This window comes from Paenibacillus tundrae, assembly GCF_030812775.1.
Lineage (GTDB): Bacteria > Bacillota > Bacilli > Paenibacillales > Paenibacillaceae > Paenibacillus > Paenibacillus tundrae_A.
The window spans coordinates 52743-69253 of record NZ_JAUSTI010000023.1 but is presented as its reverse complement, the minus strand read 5'-3'; the positions used below and the strand labels follow the sequence as shown (position 1 = coordinate 69253).

At 43.7% G+C, this 16511-nt stretch carries 16 protein-coding genes, 1 rRNA gene, 1 pseudogene and 1 riboswitch; of the genes and pseudogenes, 16 read left to right on the top strand and 2 right to left on the bottom strand.

Going from position 1 to position 16511, the window contains the following annotated elements:
- Positions 1-92: ribosomal RNA gene (gene rrf, locus J2T19_RS25815) — 5S ribosomal RNA — on the top strand; the annotation flags it as partial.
- A 215-nt stretch (positions 93-307) separates the two neighbouring features.
- Complete coding sequence (locus J2T19_RS25810; protein ID WP_239294048.1) at positions 308-745, top strand: hypothetical protein; 438 nt, start codon at positions 308-310, stop codon at positions 743-745.
- 709 nt (positions 746-1454) lie between these two features.
- Here the strand turns inward: J2T19_RS25810 and J2T19_RS25805 are convergent.
- Positions 1455-1979: a hypothetical protein gene (locus tag J2T19_RS25805; protein ID WP_307221019.1), complete on the bottom strand. Its 525-nt coding sequence runs from the start codon at positions 1977-1979 to the stop codon at positions 1455-1457.
- Between the two features lie 498 nt (positions 1980-2477).
- On the opposite strand from J2T19_RS25805, the gene J2T19_RS25800 reads away from it, so the two are divergent.
- The 12 genes and pseudogenes from J2T19_RS25800 to rsmI all read left to right on the top strand — a co-directional run bounded on the left by J2T19_RS25800 (position 2478) and on the right by rsmI (position 12461).
- Positions 2478-2663, top strand: a complete 186-nt coding sequence (locus J2T19_RS25800) for a sigma factor G inhibitor Gin (protein ID WP_307221016.1) — start codon at positions 2478-2480, stop codon at positions 2661-2663.
- A 392-nt stretch (positions 2664-3055) separates the two neighbouring features.
- Entirely contained in the window at positions 3056-4891 is a 1836-nt protein-coding gene (locus tag J2T19_RS25795) for an aminotransferase class I/II-fold pyridoxal phosphate-dependent enzyme (RefSeq protein ID WP_307221013.1), read from the top strand.
- Positions 4892-5025: 134 nt separating this feature from the next.
- Complete coding sequence (locus J2T19_RS25790) at positions 5026-5367, top strand: CidA/LrgA family protein (RefSeq protein ID WP_307221009.1); 342 nt, start codon at positions 5026-5028, stop codon at positions 5365-5367.
- A pseudogene (locus tag J2T19_RS28205) lies at positions 5295-6031 on the top strand (LrgB family protein). Before J2T19_RS25790 ends, J2T19_RS28205 begins: the two are co-directional and overlap by 73 nt.
- A 494-nt stretch (positions 6032-6525) precedes the next feature.
- Positions 6526-7173, top strand: coding sequence for a dTMP kinase (gene tmk / locus J2T19_RS25775; RefSeq protein WP_307221003.1), 648 nt, complete (start codon positions 6526-6528; stop codon positions 7171-7173).
- Positions 7174-7233: 60 nt separating this feature from the next.
- Complete coding sequence (gene darA, locus J2T19_RS25770; RefSeq protein ID WP_056697375.1) at positions 7234-7563, top strand: cyclic di-AMP receptor DarA; 330 nt, start codon at positions 7234-7236, stop codon at positions 7561-7563.
- A gap of 395 nt (positions 7564-7958) precedes the next feature.
- Positions 7959-8402, top strand: coding sequence for a YaaR family protein (locus J2T19_RS25765; protein ID WP_128099750.1), 444 nt, complete (start codon positions 7959-7961; stop codon positions 8400-8402).
- Positions 8403-8411: 9 nt separating this feature from the next.
- Positions 8412-9383: a DNA polymerase III subunit delta' gene (gene holB, locus J2T19_RS25760; protein ID WP_307220998.1), complete on the top strand. Its 972-nt coding sequence runs from the start codon at positions 8412-8414 to the stop codon at positions 9381-9383.
- 116 nt (positions 9384-9499) lie between these two features.
- Positions 9500-10300 (top strand): PSP1 domain-containing protein, encoded by an 801-nt coding sequence (locus tag J2T19_RS25755; RefSeq protein WP_056697383.1) that lies wholly within the window; start codon positions 9500-9502, stop codon positions 10298-10300.
- 28 nt (positions 10301-10328) lie between these two features.
- On the top strand, positions 10329-10697 hold the full coding sequence (yabA, locus tag J2T19_RS25750; RefSeq protein ID WP_145053165.1) for a DNA replication initiation control protein YabA: 369 nt from the start codon (positions 10329-10331) through the stop codon (positions 10695-10697).
- A 102-nt stretch (positions 10698-10799) separates the two neighbouring features.
- Complete coding sequence (locus J2T19_RS25745) at positions 10800-11579, top strand: tRNA1(Val) (adenine(37)-N6)-methyltransferase (protein WP_307220991.1); 780 nt, start codon at positions 10800-10802, stop codon at positions 11577-11579.
- On the top strand, positions 11580-12461 hold the full coding sequence (gene rsmI, locus J2T19_RS25740) for a 16S rRNA (cytidine(1402)-2'-O)-methyltransferase (RefSeq protein WP_307220988.1): 882 nt from the start codon (positions 11580-11582) through the stop codon (positions 12459-12461).
- A 318-nt stretch (positions 12462-12779) separates the two neighbouring features.
- Here the strand turns inward: rsmI and J2T19_RS25735 are convergent, their stop codons facing one another.
- Complete coding sequence (locus J2T19_RS25735) at positions 12780-13034, bottom strand: AbrB/MazE/SpoVT family DNA-binding domain-containing protein (RefSeq protein ID WP_024633700.1); 255 nt, start codon at positions 13032-13034, stop codon at positions 12780-12782.
- Between the two features lie 321 nt (positions 13035-13355).
- On the opposite strand from J2T19_RS25735, the gene J2T19_RS25730 reads away from it, so the two are divergent.
- Together J2T19_RS25730 and J2T19_RS25725 are read left to right on the top strand one after the other, a co-directional pair.
- Positions 13356-14633, top strand: coding sequence for an HD domain-containing protein (locus tag J2T19_RS25730; protein ID WP_145053171.1), 1278 nt, complete (start codon positions 13356-13358; stop codon positions 14631-14633).
- Positions 14634-15000: 367 nt separating this feature from the next.
- Positions 15001-15771, top strand: coding sequence for a TatD family hydrolase (locus J2T19_RS25725; protein WP_307220986.1), 771 nt, complete (start codon positions 15001-15003; stop codon positions 15769-15771).
- Positions 15772-16011: 240 nt separating this feature from the next.
- Positions 16012-16265, top strand: a riboswitch (cyclic di-AMP (ydaO/yuaA leader).
- Positions 16266-16511: the final 246 nt, after the last annotated feature.

The following is a 16511-nucleotide window of genomic DNA, read 5'->3' as shown; positions in this document are numbered from 1 at the left end:
CACACGTACCCATCCCGAACACGACCGTTAAGCCCTCTAGCGCCGATGGTACTTGGACCGCAGGGTCCTGGGAGAGTAGGACGCCGCCAAGCAAAGAACCACTGCCGATGTTATTCGGTGGTGGTTTTTATTTGTTTATTGCTCTTTTCTGAAAATATGATATCGTTTTGACATTTTCTAACGAAAAGAAGGTAACAGTTTTGTTACGGAAAGAAAGCTCAAAACCAGTATAATAGGACTATGTTAATTATGCTAAAAGTACCTCAACACAGAGCTGGAATGTGCAGCTGTGAAAAGGAGGGTGTGTGTGTTAAGTCGGCGAAGACTCGGACTATGTTCATTTCTAATGATCTGCATGTTGGTTATACTAACCGCTTGCGGTGAAACAGGAGTCGCATGGACTTCTTATGAAGGAGCGGTTAATGAGAAAGGATTCCCCGTTCCCAAGGTAGCCAATAAATCTGACCAATCTGAAGGTAATTCGGATATGGATTATGTACGATATACATTGTCTGGTATCAGTGAAAGCACAAGCTTGCCTGAAGTATATCTAAACGAAATCAAAAATTGGGGCTGGACAGAGGAGCAGGCTAAGCGTAATTCCAATACCTCAAGTTCTCTACGTGTATTTGCTAAAGAGGGGCATATCGTACAGTTAGCTGTGCATGATGGATTCTTTACGCTAATGGTTCCAAAGAATGATACAGCTCAAACGACTGTGAAATCATTGGATGACGAGGACTAGCGATGTCCGTGCATGATCATGCAGTAGTTTAGATTGATGGAAGGCTATATATAAGAGCACTCGTTACATTGACGAGTGCTTTTTTGTTTGGATGCATTGAACTGTATTTAATGTGAGAGGCTACACTTGAGATTTTAATACGAAAGATTAAGACCGGAAAGGTCTAGCCTAATGAAGTTTAACAATTTACTCAAGACTAAGGTAGCTAAAAGGGAAATAAGTGAGATGAAGTAGGACGAAGACAGCAGCATTAAGGTAATCATCTTCCCGATATGAAGGGAATAGAGAGAAACAGAGGGAAATAGAGAAGGCAGGTACAGAAGCCGTATAAGGTACGGTCGGGATCTGTTGTGAAGCCCAGGTCATAAGGGGTCTGAGATTTGACGTCATCTCTATCTTCATCCAGTATGTCACTGGCAATCATCATAGATCGAGGTGAGAGTGAGCTATAGAGGCAGGAGGATACGGACATTATTTAAATTAAATGGTGGGGATAACTCTGATGGCTTGTACCCAGCGTGTGGATAAAGGAATATGTAAGTGAAAGAAAAAAAGGTTATCCACTGTGGATAACCTTTTTATGATGGTTAATGTACTGATCCTAAATATGGAGTGATCCAATTTAAACGAAAGTAGTAAGAAAAGCGATATTAGTGAAAGCAATATGTAGTACTTAAAATTGATCTCAATCTGCATGAGACCGGATTCATTATTGCAGATAATAAGAGACGTCTTGATTAGTCAATTTGATCAGACCATCTTTGCGTTCTCTGGAAAGAAACAGAATTACATATAAGCGAGGAACAAGCAGCCAGATATGCCAGAAAATTAACGCAAACGTAAAGGATAGCGGTGACCAGATCAAACATACTGTGATGATGCATAGGCCAATCCAGCAAATATTAAAGTGTACGCGTACAAACATACGGTAACTGAAATGCTGGTCAGGAATATACCCAAGCCAAGGCATGCGGATGCTCCAGCGCCAGCGTTTGGTATAAGAGCTACGCACTAGAAGGAGTATCGTTCTGGCGATGACATAGTGAATCCAAATTGTAATGGGACCAGCCAGTACAAAAGATAAGAGACCCATCCAGGAGAATGCGAGTAAATTAAAGAATAGCATGATGACAGGCAAGCAGAGATAGCTGTAGATGACACTACGAGCGATGACCTTTTTTTTCAGAAGCCGGTATTGATAGAATGTAGCTTTATTCTCCGGTTCAGCGACCATACGTGGACAAATCCTCCTTCAGGGATCACGTTAATATGCAAAGATGCTTCAATCTAGTTGTGGTGTGAATCCTTATGCTTATATGAACCTTGTATGTCATGATGAGATGATGTACAAGATGTTTAACCTTATTGAGTCTAGAATCAATTATACTCCCGATGAGACAGACTGTCAGTTTCCAAGGGTGATGTATTATATATCGGCTGAAAATCCAAGATTTTTTAAGGTAATAGAATATTAGTTTTGGAGCGCATCTTAAAAAGTCATATTTAACGTTAAAAATATAAGCACGTAGAAAATCTAATCCAGCGCTAAGATCGTAGAACATGCATGAACAGACGCTTTTTAAAGTGTTGACGATGTTTATTATAGGTACAGACACCCAAGAGGGGCGAAGTGAATATATATATTTTGTAAAAGAATTGCACTATGAAAAGGTTTAAAATAATAGAAACTGTGCAATACTGATAGTAAACGTAAAACAAGGTGGGATGGTTGATGGAAGAACACGCCCAACACACATGTATCATATGCGAGCAACGTAAACGAGACGGCATTTTTATTGTATCCGAATTTATATGTGATACTTGTGAAGCTGAAATGGTTCATACCGATGCGCAAGATGCGAAATACAATTATTTTGTCCATCAGATGAAGCAAATATGGGTGCAAAAGAACGCTTAAAGACAACATAACAATATATAGGTGTAGGCATGATCGAGACCCCGTGAGGGTCTTTTTTCTGTGTGTGCAGGGGATGAGTGAGAAAGAGGTAAGTCCATCTCATGAGTGCGGTAAAAAGGGATATGCTAAAATGGAGATTGAATTAAGAAAACTATTTAGTTCAATGGAGAATGAACATAGGTGTAAGAAACACACTAGAAGGAGTATCGTTCTAGCAATGAAATAGCGAATAAAAATTGTAATGGGGCTTACAGAGGAATGCACCGTTAAATTGATATTTTATCGTATATCATATAGGAAGAGTTATGGAGTCAGCGTTTTTTGAAACTGAAAAGAATGATCGACTCGTACTAGGTTTTTCAAAAATAATGAGCATATGGGAAGGTTAGGATATGAAATTGAAATCACATCGAGCACCATTGTACGAAGCATTACTTGCGTATCGGGACTCAAGACAACGTTCATTTCATGTACCCGGTCACAAAAATGGACAAGTCTATCGAGCTTTATTGCAAAAGGAAGAAAACGCGTATGCTGATGGTCAGGCTGCAAAACATAATGAGAGTCATTTAGGGAAAGAGCCGTTAGAGCAATCACAATTACATATAGTAGAGGGAGAGCAACTTGCTGCCGGTGAAAGACAAGAGTCTTTACAAGATAATACTCTACGGGAAGAGAAGGATCAGGAGGAGCAGTCCCAGCCCAACATCGTACCCACGAGAGCATTTCTAGAGATGATGCGCTTGGATGTAACAGAAATCTCGGGTACGGATGATTTGCATCATCCTGAGGGAGTTATTATGGAGGCGCAGCAGTTGGCAGCGGATTGTTATGGTGCTGAGGAAAGTTTCTTTTTGGTCGGGGGGAGTACGGCTGGTAATCTATCCTTACTCTTAACCGTGTGTGATGAGCCGGGAAGTATCGTGCTGGTACAACGTAATGTACACAAGTCCGTTATTCATGGGCTGATGCTCGCCGGTGCCAAGGCTGTATTCCTGGAGCCTTGGGTTGATCCTACGTCTGGACTTGCCGTTATGCCGTCTGTGAAGACGGTGCAAGCAGCTGTCCAAGCATATCCTGAAGCAAAGGGACTACTAGTCACGTTGCCTAACTATTATGGGATGGGCGCTGATCTGACGCCTATAGCCCGTATTTGCCACGAGGCCGGCATGCCGCTGCTGGTGGATGAAGCGCATGGCGCGCATTATGGGCAGCATCCGGAGCTGCCTGCATCTGCACTGTCGTGCGGAGCAGACGGTGTAGTGCAGTCTACGCATAAGATGCTGTCTGCCTTCACCATGGGAGCCATGCTGCACGTTCAGGGAACACGGATTAACCGTTCCCTGCTGCGTCAGCGACTGGCCATGGTGCAGAGCTCAAGCCCATCATACCCGGTGATGGCTTCGCTCGATCTTGCGCGCCGGCTCCTGCATGTACAGGGCGCGCAGACCTTCACGGCGGGGCTCGCCGCCGTGAGCATCTTCAAGCGCGGCCTCGCGGAGCTGCCGCGCTTCCGATTGCTGCAGCCTGCGGCGCTGCTGCAGCAAGAGCTGTCAGCCGAAGTGGAACCGGCTGACCAAACCGCCCATGCATCTGCTGCACAGCCAGAGCAGATGCATGGGCAATCGGCGGCAGAGCTAGGCCACGCCGCCGCAGGATACACCGCTCAGGATCCATTCAAGGCCGTCATTTATGACGGATTAGGAATACTGAGCGGTTATGGCTTGCAGCAGCAGCTTGAAGCGCGCGGCTGCATACCCGAGATGAGCGACGAACAATACGTCGTCTTACTCTTCAGCTTGGGCTCTACAGAGGAGGATGCCCAGCACGTGTTACTGGCTTTGCAGGACATCAGCTCAGCTTTTGCTGTTGAGGGGGATTTGCTCTCTCCTGAGGAATCAGGCGAACATATGAGAGGAGAGAAGCATTACATTTCCACGTGGAACAATTTTCAAGAAAAGGCAACCTACTACTCTGAGCCGATCCCATTTTCACTCCAGCCCATTAGAGAAGAGCACACAATAGTAATACCTATTAACGAATGTGCTGGACGCCGTTCTGCAGAGATGGTTATTCCATACCCTCCAGGCATTCCTCTCGTATACCCTGGGGAGCATATAAGCCCTACAATACTTGCACGTATACAGCTTTTGCGGGATGAGGGAGCTAAGTTCCATGGCGTAACCGATGCTTCTCTGCAAACGATGAAGGTAATGAAGAACGAATAGGGGTTGGCTTCGATAGAGAGTTATTTATTTTCAATAGAAAGAAAGAAGGTACATCGTTGGGTATTCCGCTAAAAAAATATACAGGAATAGTCCTACAAGTCATATGTATGTATGGCTTCTATTGGATAGGAAACATGATTCAAACCATACTGAATCTACCGCTTACGGGTAGCATCATAGGGAGGTTAGTACTTTTCATTGTCATTCAACTAGGCTGGATCAAAATAAGCTGGGGCGAAGAAGGCTCGTCCTGGCTTCAGTCCAATCTACAATTGTTATTTGTCCCACCAACTGTCGGTATTATTAATCATTTCGATTTCTTCCAAGCCAATACCATCTTACTTGTCCTTGGTCTGATTGGAAGCACACTAATTACCTGTCTGTTGTCTGCCTTAGCCAGTCAATGGATTATGGCTTGGAGGGAGAAGCATCAACGGAAGGAGGAACTCTCATGTCATCAATCCTCCTTGGACTAGGAATGATTATATTGACGGTTGTAATGTATGCGGGAGCAACATACGTGTATCGTCGATTGAAGTGGCCTATTGTGATGCCTGTTCTAACGACAACCGCTATTATTGTTCTAATTTTGGTTATCACAGACATCCCATTAGATACGTACATGCTTGGGGGGCAATGGATTCAAGAACTGCTCGGCCCTGCTGTGGTTTCCTTGGCGTTCCCTTTGTCCAAACATATCCATGTGTTAAAAAAGAATATCCTCCCTGTTATAGGTGGCACCATTATAGGTAGCATAACAGGCATGGTTACAGGTGCATCTGTGGCCATTCTGTTAGGATACCCAAAAGAAATGGTCATCGCCATTTTGCCAAATCGGTAACTACACCTGTTGCTATTCAGCTTGCTGATCAGGTTGGAGGAAATTCTTCTTTTGCCTCACTGTTTGTGATGATTGCAGGTTTCTCCGGTATATTACTGGGTCCCATGCTGCTAAGATGGGCAAAAATAAAGAGCAGTCATGCCTATGGGGTTGGTCTAGGTTCAGCATCTCATGCACTGGGAATGGCCAGATCTTTCGATTATGGGGAGAATGCTGTGGCATTAAGCTCGGTTTCGATGATTATGAGTGCGATTATAGGATCAATAATGCTTCCGCTCTGGGTATGGGTGTTGTATTAGAGGTATCTCAGCGTCGAGTATGGGATTCAGCCCAAATAAGTGGATCGTTACGAAGTTTGTTTTTTCAGAAACATTGTAGTTACTTATGTAGTTTTGCCTACGCTCCGCTCCTCCATTTCTAGCTTCATCCCATCTTCCCGGTACTGAAAACCATCCATTTTGAACATGATTATAAGGGAATTGCTGACCATATGCCATTGATCATGTATAGTAATATAAATAAAAGCTTGTACAAATGTAGACACTGAGGGTTCAGTGTGCCTAGGCATACACCTTCAAGCAGGCTACTTCATAGTCTGGAGTATGTAGCCCAGTGTACAACATGATAAATTCAGCTATGTGGATTTAACTAACGGCGATCTAGATGAGTGTCTGTTATCAAGAGATCAGTCGTGGAAGGATACTTAGCTGAACTTACACAGAGCATATTCATTACACAGTATTCACGATCACACAATTAGACGCAATAATTGATATAGAAAGCAGGGAAGCATATGCAGGGCAGAGGTAAATTCATTACGCTGGAAGGGGGAGAGGGTTCCGGAAAAACAACGATGATCAGCAGGTTAGGTTCTTACTTGGAAGAACAGGGTATACCATTGCTAGTTACTCGTGAACCTGGTGGGATAGAAATTGCAGAGAAAATACGTGCCATCATCCTTGATCCTCTTCATACGTCAATGGATTCACGAACCGAAGCGCTGCTCTATGCAGCTGCACGTAGTCAACATCTTGCGGAGAAGGTTGAGCCCGCACTGAAGGCAGGCAAAATGGTCATCTGTGATCGATTTGTTGATAGTAGTCTGACTTATCAAGGGTATGCTCGTGGATTAGGCATGGATCAAGTTTGGACCATTAATCAATTTGCAATCGGTGATCTGATGCCGGACGTGACGCTTTATCTGGATATTGAACCTGAAAAAGGGCTTGCTCGGATTGATGCTCATGATGGACGTGAGGTAAATCGTTTGGATTTAGAAAGTTTAGAGTTTCATCGAAAAGTACGTGAAGGGTATTTTCTCTTAAAAGAACAATTCCCCGATCGGATTCAGATCATTGATGCTTCTCTTACGCCAGATGAGGTTTTGACCGCAATGATTTTGTCGCTTAAGGCAGGGATTTTGAAGGATTTTGACGAGTAATTGTCTAATATATAAACATGGCATTTATGAAGTGCTTATTATTGAAGGAGGTTATGCAGGATGAAACTAATTGTTGCGATTATACAGGATAAAGACAGCAACCGATTATCCAGCGCCCTGGTCAAAGCGAATTATAGAGCTACGAAGCTGGCCAGCACCGGTGGGTTTTTGAAGGCAGGCAACACGACGTTTATGATCGGTGTCGATGATGGTCAGGTCGAATCCGTAATGAACGTCATTCGCAGCAGTTGTAAGGTTCGTGAACAGCTCGTGACGCCAGTTACGCCAATGAGTGGAACAACCGACTCTTACCTGCCGCTACCTGTTGAAGTTCAAGTCGGGGGAGCAACCGTGTTTGTTCTGCCAGTTGATCGTTTTGAACACTTTTAAGAGGGATTATACGTAATCCCCAATGCGCCTCGATTGGAAAATGCCAAAAGGCGTGCTTCTCAAGGGCATAATAATCAAAAAAATTATGCCCTTCGTGAGATCAACAATCGACATTCTTCGTCCAAGGAAAACAATCCATAATAGTGCATGTTCAAAAGCTTTTTGAACAATTTCTACTATACAGGACGGCTCCCCTTGGACGAAGGCTGACCATTCTAGAATGCATAAATTGCACATGATGGTGAATTTTCTCTACCATTATATATAGAGGTTTATACAGCTCATAATAAAGGCAAATTTCACGCACAGGCGCAATGCGCACTGTGCTGATGGGCGATTGCCCTACGGAGAGCTTATTTTGATAACACGTATTATAATAGAAAGCGGGCGTATCCATGAAAATCAATCCTGGGTTCCGGCCAATGCAGAGCGGTATCAGTTCTTCCGATTCTAGCTCTAAGCCGGTTCAATCCAAAAACTTCTCTGATATGATGAATCACCAGGGTGAACGAGCGTCACAGGCTGAATTGAACCGTAGATTAAGTGAAATTCAAATGCAGGGTGACCGCTTGGCTCGATCCATGACGATCCGCGAACTCAAAGCCTATAAGCAGCTCGTAAAGCGGTTTTTGGAAGAAACGGTTCGCCGCGGTGTTTCTATGAAAGAAACTCGGGGCTGGGATCGCAGAGGACGGGGTAAACGGTATAAATTGATTGATGAGGTCGATGCAGCCCTCTTATTAATGGCAGATGAGCTGCTTGAGACTGAGGATGGAAAAATTACACTGCTTCAACAAGTCGGTGAAATTCGGGGAATGCTTATTAATTTAAGCTTCTGAGGAGGAAGTATGTCTTTTCAACAAATTATGGGTCAGCAGGCAGCGAAGCAGATGTTACAGAGCAGCTTAAGGCGTGAGGCGGTCAGCCATGCATATTTGTTCAGCGGGCCACCTGGCAGTGGGCAATTGCAGACAGCGATTACGTTTGCCAAGGCGATATTCTGTACAGAGCTAGAGGACGATGCCTGCGGTCAATGTTTAGAATGTCGAAAGGTAGAGCATGGCAATCATCCTGATCTAACGATGCTTGCTCCAGACGGAAACAACATCAAAATTGATCAAATTCGGGATTTACAGCGTATTTTCTCCTATCGTTCAGAGGCTGGACATCCTAAAGTGTACATTATAGAGCAGGCTGAAAAAATGACAGTTCAAGCAGCCAATAGTTTGCTGAAGTTTCTGGAAGAGCCTCAGGTACCTGCAGTAGGTATCCTGATTACCGATAACGGGCAAGCAATGCTACCAACCATTCGTTCTCGTGCGCAACTCGTTCCATTTAACGCGCTTAATCCGGAAGAAATGCTTCAAATATTGATTTCGGAAGGACACCCAGCTAACCTAGCTCGTTCTGCAGTCCATTTAGCGTCAGGTTTGGAAGCATGTAGAGAAATTCTCCAGCAGAATTGGTTTGCAGAAATTAGAAACGTAATGTTACAATTAGGGAAGGAGTCCCTGGGTAGAGGAAGTACATCATTGATCTCTGCACAGCAGAAGCTTTTCAAAACCGGACTCTCAGAACATCTGGATATGATGCTTAGTCTATTCCATTTATGGTTTAGAGATATGCTCTATATTCAGTACGGTAGGCATGAACATATCGTTTTTATAGATCAGTTGGACATGCTGTCTCAATTGGCTCGAACCCGGAGTACAGATCAGTGGGTCTCCTATATGGATTCGGCCGCGGCATGTAGAAAAAAATTGCGTTTCAATGTCAATGGCCAGCTTTGTCTGGAGCAATTTTTGATCGGTTTGGCATAAGACTGGGAGAGGACAGGGTTGTTCCAATCATATGCAAACGGTTATAACTTCGGGGGGTTCCTTAAGAAGATAGGGCTTCAGACGAAGTGGGATTGGCTTACAAGGGGGTTAATTTTTTGTATAGTGTAGTGGGTGTCCGTTTCAAAAAAGCGGGCAAAATTTATTACTTCGATCCCCTGGACCTTCCCATTGAGAAAGAAAACTGCGTTATCGTGGAGACAGCGCGGGGGGTAGAGTACGGTAAGGTTGTAGTTGGTAAGAAGGAAGTAGGCGAGTCCGATGTGGTATTACCGCTGAAGAAAGTCATCCGCGTAGCAGGCGAGACAGATGCTCGTGTGGTAGATGAGAACAAGCGTGCAGCCAAAGAAGCATTCGGTACTTGTTTAAATAAAATCAAAGACCATGGCCTCAAAATGAAGCTGGTCGATGTGGAATTTACGTTTGATCGCAATAAAATTATTTTTTATTTTACAGCTGAAGGAAGAGTTGATTTCCGAGAGCTGGTCAAGGATCTAGCAAGCATTTTTCGAACGCGAATTGAGCTTCGTCAGATTGGAGTTCGAGATGAGGCGAAGATGCTTGGAGGAATCGGACCTTGCGGCCGTGTGTTATGCTGTTCTTCCTGGCTGGGAGACTTTGAGCCGGTATCAATCAAGATGGCTAAAGATCAGAGCCTGTCACTGAATCCGACGAAAATTTCCGGGTTGTGCGGAAGACTCATGTGCTGTCTGAAGTTTGAGCATGATAACTATGAAAGTGTGAGAGAAGAACTTCCGGCTGTAGGCAAGTTGGTCGTCACCTCAATGGGTGAAGGAAAAGTTGTTGGGATCAACGCCGGTAATCGCACAGTCCATGTTCAACTGTTCGACATCAGTAAAGTCAAAGAACTTCCGCTGGATGACGTCGTTATCAAGTAAACCATAAAGGTTGCTTCGGGGTGGAAACTTGGAAAAGAAAAATCTGTTTACGCACATTCATGAAATGGAAACCCAATTGGGTCAGTTGCACAGTGATTTAGGTGAGTTAAAAATGATTGTCAAAGAGCTGCTTGAGGATAATCAGCGGCTTACGATTGAAAATGAGCAGTTACGTAAACTGCTTAAGCGTGAAGCTCCAGCTGATCTGCCTACTGCTTCTGCACTAGCTCCGATTGCGAGACCCGCAGGGCCGGCTACCGGAGAAGATGTTGTAGGTGAAGGGTATGATAACTTAGCTCGGTTGTATCACGAAGGCTTCCATATCTGCAATGTCTATTATGGACATTTACGGACGGAAGGCGATTGTCTGTTCTGCCTGTCTTTTCTTAATAAATGAAGTGACCGTAGGGAAGATACCCTACGGTTTTTTTTAAGGTTAAAGCATATTAAGTTTAAAAACTGTAACGAAGCATAGTTTACCGGAGGATGAGTGCATCATATGACAGAAAATTCAGTAAGGTTACATGAGTCAGAGCGAATTGATGACTTGCTCTCTCACGATCTGAAGATTATTCAAAGTGACGAAGTATTTAGCTTTTCCATGGATGCTGTGTTACTAGCGAGGTTTGCCTCTGTACCTAAACGTGGTCGGGTGCTTGATCTATGTACAGGTAACGGGGTAGTGCCGATTTTATTAACGACACGTACACAGGCTAATTTGGAGGCAATTGAGATTCAGCCACGTTTAGCAGATATGGCAAGACGTAGTGTGCAACTTAATGGACTGGACGAGTCGATCACCATTCATGAGGGGGACTTGCGCGAGCTTGTCAAAGTGACTGGACATGCAGCTTACGATGCAATAACGGTTAATCCACCTTACATGCCACTGAATGGCAGTGATCTGAAGATGAATACCCATCAGGCTATGGCTCGCCATGAGATCGGTTGTACATTAGAAGAAGTGATTCAAGCATGTAGTAGACTGCTTCGCAATGGTGGAAAAGTTTCGATGGTTCATCGTCCTCAGCGTATTGCCGAGATCATTTCTCTCATGCGGGAATACAAACTGGAGCCCAAGCGGATTCGAATGGTTCACCCTCGTTCACATCTGGAAGCGAATATGGTATTAATTGAAGCTTCTAAGGATGGAAAGCCAGAAGTACGGATGCTTCCACCGCTCATTGTGTACAATGAAGAGGGAACCTACTGTGAGGAGATTATGGATATCTACTATGGCTCACAGCACAAACCACAACCCGTGGAAGGAGGGCTATAGATGACATTGAAAGTTCAGAAAAGCTATGTCGATTCTTCGGAAGACTCAGGAAATTTATATTTGGTTGGAACCCCAATTGGTAACTTGGATGATATGACCTTCAGAGCCATCAATACGTTGAAGCAGTGTGAGATCATCGCTGCCGAGGATACGAGACAGACGAGAAAACTCTTAACCCATTTTGATATTACACCTTCCATGCTGTTTAGTTACCATGAGCATAATAAGGCCGCAAGTGGGCCTGAACTGATACGCTATATAATAGAAGGAAAAAATTTAGCACTCGTCAGTGATGCAGGTTTACCGGCCATTTCTGACCCAGGTTCTGACCTTGTGCAGCTCGCCATTGAAGCTGGGATTCGAGTTATTCCGATTCCAGGGCCGAATGCAGCATTGTCTGCTTTAATTGTATCGGGATTACCGACAGAACGATTCACCTTTGGTGGTTTTCTGCCACGAGAGAAAAAGGATATGCGAAAAGTGTTGGAGGCTTTTGACGAATCAAACGGCACTTTGTTGTTTTATGAGTCACCTCATCGCATTCGTAAAACACTATCTCATTTGGAAGAGATCTTGGGTGATCGTCCGGTAGTTTTGGCTCGAGAATTGACTAAGCGCCATGAGGAGTTTGCAAGAGGTAGCATTCGAGAATGTATCGAATGGCTTGAAGAGCATCCACCGCTTGGAGAGTATTGTCTTCTAGTTGATGGAATCAAGGCGCATGAACGAAAAGCAGAACGTGAAGCATGGTGGCAACAGCTTTCGTTGGAAGAGCATGTAGCCCATTATGAGTCTGAGGGTCTAGGTCGTAAGGATGCGATGAAGAAAACGGCCACAGATCGAGGATTAACGAAGAGAGACGTATATAACGCTTTATTGTAAATCCGACCAGATCTATGTACAGAATGCCAAAATCGAACCTTAAAGCAACCTTAATTGGAAACTTAAAGAAATATTAAAATGAAGATGCGGTGGAAAATAATTTAATAAGGATATGGCATCAAGATGATATCTCTTTATATGGTCATATCGGATCCACCGCTTACTTCGCACCGCCTCAGTGGCAAGACAAGTAGGCTTTTTTTGGGTAAAGAAACAAAAAAAGACCTTCCAACGGTGGGGTTCACACCGGGAAGGCAAGCAAGGAATATAAAAAGGTTAGAAATAACTATTGAATAAGTCCATTATACCTGATTTTTCTTATTTTGTCACAGGTGCAGGGATCTCGGAAATACATTCGTTACAAACGATTTTACCTTTGAAGTAAGTTACGTTCTCAGCATTACCACAGAAGATACAAGCTGGCTCGTATTTTTTCAACATGATGCGCTCACCATCAACATAGATCTCAAGAGCATCCTTTTCGCCAATACCCAGCGTACGGCGCAATTCGATAGGAATAACTACCCGTCCCAGTTCGTCGACTTTTCTTACAATACCTGTTGATTTCATCATTATAATCAGTGCTCCTCTCAGCTACTTATCATTGTCATTATTCGACATTATTTTATGTTTTATGATACCCATCATACCAACGATTCCCAAAACAGTCAACCTTAAAATTAGCTTAAAATTAAGGCTGTTTTTGATAAAATTAAGATGGGTAAGGGATTGGAAGCTATTTTTCGCATTTAAACACGAATGTCAGCTTTGTCGATTTGGAAAACATTATAACCCCTGTCTTCGACAGTATTCGACAATTAGTGTCGAATCGTTGATGGATATCGGGGCAGAAACGACAAAACAAATTAAAATAAATCAAAAGGAGTGACAATTATGGAACAGCGCTTAACGGAGGAAAAGGTATTCAAAGATCCCGTACATAATTATATCCATGTGCAAGACCCGATTATCTGGCAGTTGATCAATACCCCCGAATTTCAACGCCTGCGTCGTATTCGCCAGCTAGGCACATCTTATCTAACATTTCATGGAGCAGAACACAGCCGTTTTTCACATTCGCTAGGTGTGTACGAGATTACACGTAAAATCATTTCACAATTTGAAAGAAGTCATTATTCGGATTGGCCGAAAGAGGAGAAGATTGTGGCTCTCTGTGCTGCCTTACTGCATGATTTGGGCCATGGCCCGTTCTCCCACTCAATTGAAGAAGCTTTTGATATGAATCATGAAGATTGGACTTGCCGCATCATTATGGGCGATACCGAGGTAGGGGCTATCTTAAGACGGTATGCGCCAGACTTTCCAGAGAAAGTCGCATCAGTGATACAAAAAACGTACGAGAAACCTATTGTGGTCAATTTGGTTACGAGCCCGCTTGATGCGGATCGCATGGATTACTTACTCCGCGATGCATATTTCACAGGTGTTAACTATGGTACGATTGATCTTGATCGGATTTTGCGTATGCTCCGTCCATACCACGGAAGAATCGTGGTCAAAGAGTCGGGTATGCATGCTGTTGAGGATTACCTGATGTCCAGGTACCAGATGTATTGGCAGATCTACTTCCATCCAGTTACCCGCAGTTCTGAGATTATATTGCGTCAAATTTTCAAACGAGCTAAAACGCTGGTGCAGCAGGGATTTAATTTCCGTTTCATGCTAGATCCTCTGCCGCAGTTGTTTGAAGGCGAACTTGCTGTTCATGAGTATCTGCAACTGGATGAGGCATTGATTCAAACGGCATTCATGCAATGGCGCAAAGAAGACGATGCTGTTCTAAGCGAGCTCTGCGAACGATTTATGGATCGCAGACTATATAAGTATGTAGAGGTTGAACAGATCGATGTAGAGACGATTGAAGAGATGCGAGAAGCTTTCGCCAAGGCAGGATTAAATCCTGAATATGATCTCGAAATTGATTTTCCGACCGATCTTCCGTATGATGTGTTTCGTCCGAATGAATCGACGGATAAGCAGATCTTGTTGCTAGATCGGCAGGATCAGCTGCATGAGCTGTCAGAGGTTTCCGATATTGTCCGTTCAATCAGTGGCATTCATCGTGGAAAGCATCATTTATACTATCCGCAGAATAAGGTTGATACCATTCTTCATGAGCTGCCATCTCATTTGCGCCCCTACTTCTCATGAATGGGTGGTGCGACTTTACGCCAAAGTAGCTATGCTAAAAAGCATTTCTAACCTGAGATGTTCTCATAATACAGTAATCTGCTTTAATGGAGAGGATATGTAGATCGACATAATTTTGTAATCTTAGGTTTTTTTATAAAATTATATATATCGAAGAAGATCTACATATAGAGTATGTTGTGACCGATTCATTCCGCATATTGTAGTTAGTTAGGGTCAAATGGATTAAAAAAACCTGTATAGGCTAATTTAAGCCACCCTAAAAATTTACTTTTTTCAAAAAAAATTAATCAGATAGGGTTGCACATTGCATAAGCGTGAATAGACAGCCTATTTATTCTGATTCGACAGAAAGGGAGAACGAAACATGATGTTATTCGACACCCATACCCATCTAGATGCGCCCCAATTCGACGAGGATCGTGAAGCTATGATTCAAAGAGCTGTTGATGCAGGAATTAGCCGCATGATTAATGTCGGTTTTAACCGAGAAACGATTCCATCCACTATGAAATTAGCCGAGACATATGACTTTATTTACGCAGCCGTTGGGTGGCATCCCGTGGACGCGGTTACGATGCAAGAGGGTGACTTGGAATGGATTGCATCTTTATGCAAGCATGAAAAAGTCGTTGCGATTGGCGAAATTGGTTTAGATTATCATTGGGATACATCACCAAAGGATGTGCAACAGCGTGTATTACGGCAACAGATTGGACTAGCTCGTGAGCTGAACATGCCGATCGTCATTCATAACCGGGATGCCCATGAGGACATCGTGAGAATTTTGCGGGAAGAAAAGGCTGGGGATGTTGGCGGAGTAATGCACTCCTTCTCGGGTAGCTGGGAAACCGCGAAACAATGTCTAAATCTCGGGTTTCACCTCTCGTTTGGGGGGCCGATTACGTTCAAAAATGCGAAGCAACCCAAAGAGGTACTGGAGAAGGTTCCGATGGATCGTTTCTTCCTCGAAACCGATGCTCCTTATTTGACTCCACATCCATATCGCGGTAAACGAAATGAGACAGCGCATGTACGTCTGGTTGCAGAAGCAGCTGCGGAAATTAAAGGCATTTCGCTAGAGGAAATTGCCGCAATAACCACCAAAAATGCCATGGAACGATTTGGTATTCGTTAAAAACTAGAGCAAATGGGATGAAAAAGTGAGCTAGGCAGAGGTAATTTGCTTTTTGATCCAAATAAATCAAGAATATTACAATATTTTAACCAAATATTTAGAAAAACGTACTTGAACAACGCTTTACAACATGCATCGAAACAGGATATCATCTTTTCAGTGAATTGTTGTGCGGAAAATTGGACAGATGTTCGGGGGATGAACAAAGGGACACTTTCCGATGAACAACATTACTTTCATGAATCGATCTCGCTGAGTCTCCGTTATCGGAGAGCGGGGGAACCAATAGGGCTTAAACATCGGTGAATATAGCCGATGCGCAACGTTCGCTGACCCAAAAGCAGCGGAATGATCTGCGAAGCACTATTTGATTTCTTCTTTGGGTCTCGGGGTGAATTCAAGGGCATCCGCCATGAGCGGGTGACCGGAGATAGGGCGGCTCTCTTTCGCCCGAACCCGACAGCTAACCTCGCAAGCGGAAAAAGAGAGGCAACCTCGTGCATGAATTTCCGATATTCAAAATCATTCGGAAGCCACGAAAGAGTCCTCTTACACTCTTTCTTTGGCTTTTTTTGTTTTTGAATAAAAGAAATACTGTCATCATACGGTAAGTATTCAGGAGGATGACATCATGTTGCGAAGATTGATTCATGGTGCAGAACCGGCTAGGTGGATCTAATCTGTGTTCTGTAGAAAATCAGGTATAGTCGCGTCAAAGACATCATGCATTACTCTAGACG

Coding starts and splice junctions, on each gene's coding strand:
- tmk (WP_307221003.1), top strand. CDS start 6,526: ATGCAGGGCAGAGGTAAATTCATTACGCTGGAAGGGGGAGAGGGTTCC.
- J2T19_RS25805 (WP_307221019.1), bottom strand. CDS start 1,979: ATGGTCGCTGAACCGGAGAATAAAGCTACATTCTATCAATACCGGCTT.
- J2T19_RS25790 (WP_307221009.1), top strand. CDS start 5,026: ATGATTCAAACCATACTGAATCTACCGCTTACGGGTAGCATCATAGGG.
- J2T19_RS25800 (WP_307221016.1), top strand. CDS start 2,478: ATGGAAGAACACGCCCAACACACATGTATCATATGCGAGCAACGTAAA.
- J2T19_RS25730 (WP_145053171.1), top strand. CDS start 13,356: ATGGAACAGCGCTTAACGGAGGAAAAGGTATTCAAAGATCCCGTACAT.
- darA (WP_056697375.1), top strand. CDS start 7,234: ATGAAACTAATTGTTGCGATTATACAGGATAAAGACAGCAACCGATTA.
- J2T19_RS25745 (WP_307220991.1), top strand. CDS start 10,800: ATGACAGAAAATTCAGTAAGGTTACATGAGTCAGAGCGAATTGATGAC.
- rsmI (WP_307220988.1), top strand. CDS start 11,580: ATGACATTGAAAGTTCAGAAAAGCTATGTCGATTCTTCGGAAGACTCA.
- J2T19_RS25735 (WP_024633700.1), bottom strand. CDS start 13,034: ATGATGAAATCAACAGGTATTGTAAGAAAAGTCGACGAACTGGGACGG.
- J2T19_RS25725 (WP_307220986.1), top strand. CDS start 15,001: ATGATGTTATTCGACACCCATACCCATCTAGATGCGCCCCAATTCGAC.
- J2T19_RS25795 (WP_307221013.1), top strand. CDS start 3,056: ATGAAATTGAAATCACATCGAGCACCATTGTACGAAGCATTACTTGCG.
- holB (WP_307220998.1), top strand. CDS start 8,412: ATGTCTTTTCAACAAATTATGGGTCAGCAGGCAGCGAAGCAGATGTTA.
- J2T19_RS25765 (WP_128099750.1), top strand. CDS start 7,959: ATGAAAATCAATCCTGGGTTCCGGCCAATGCAGAGCGGTATCAGTTCT.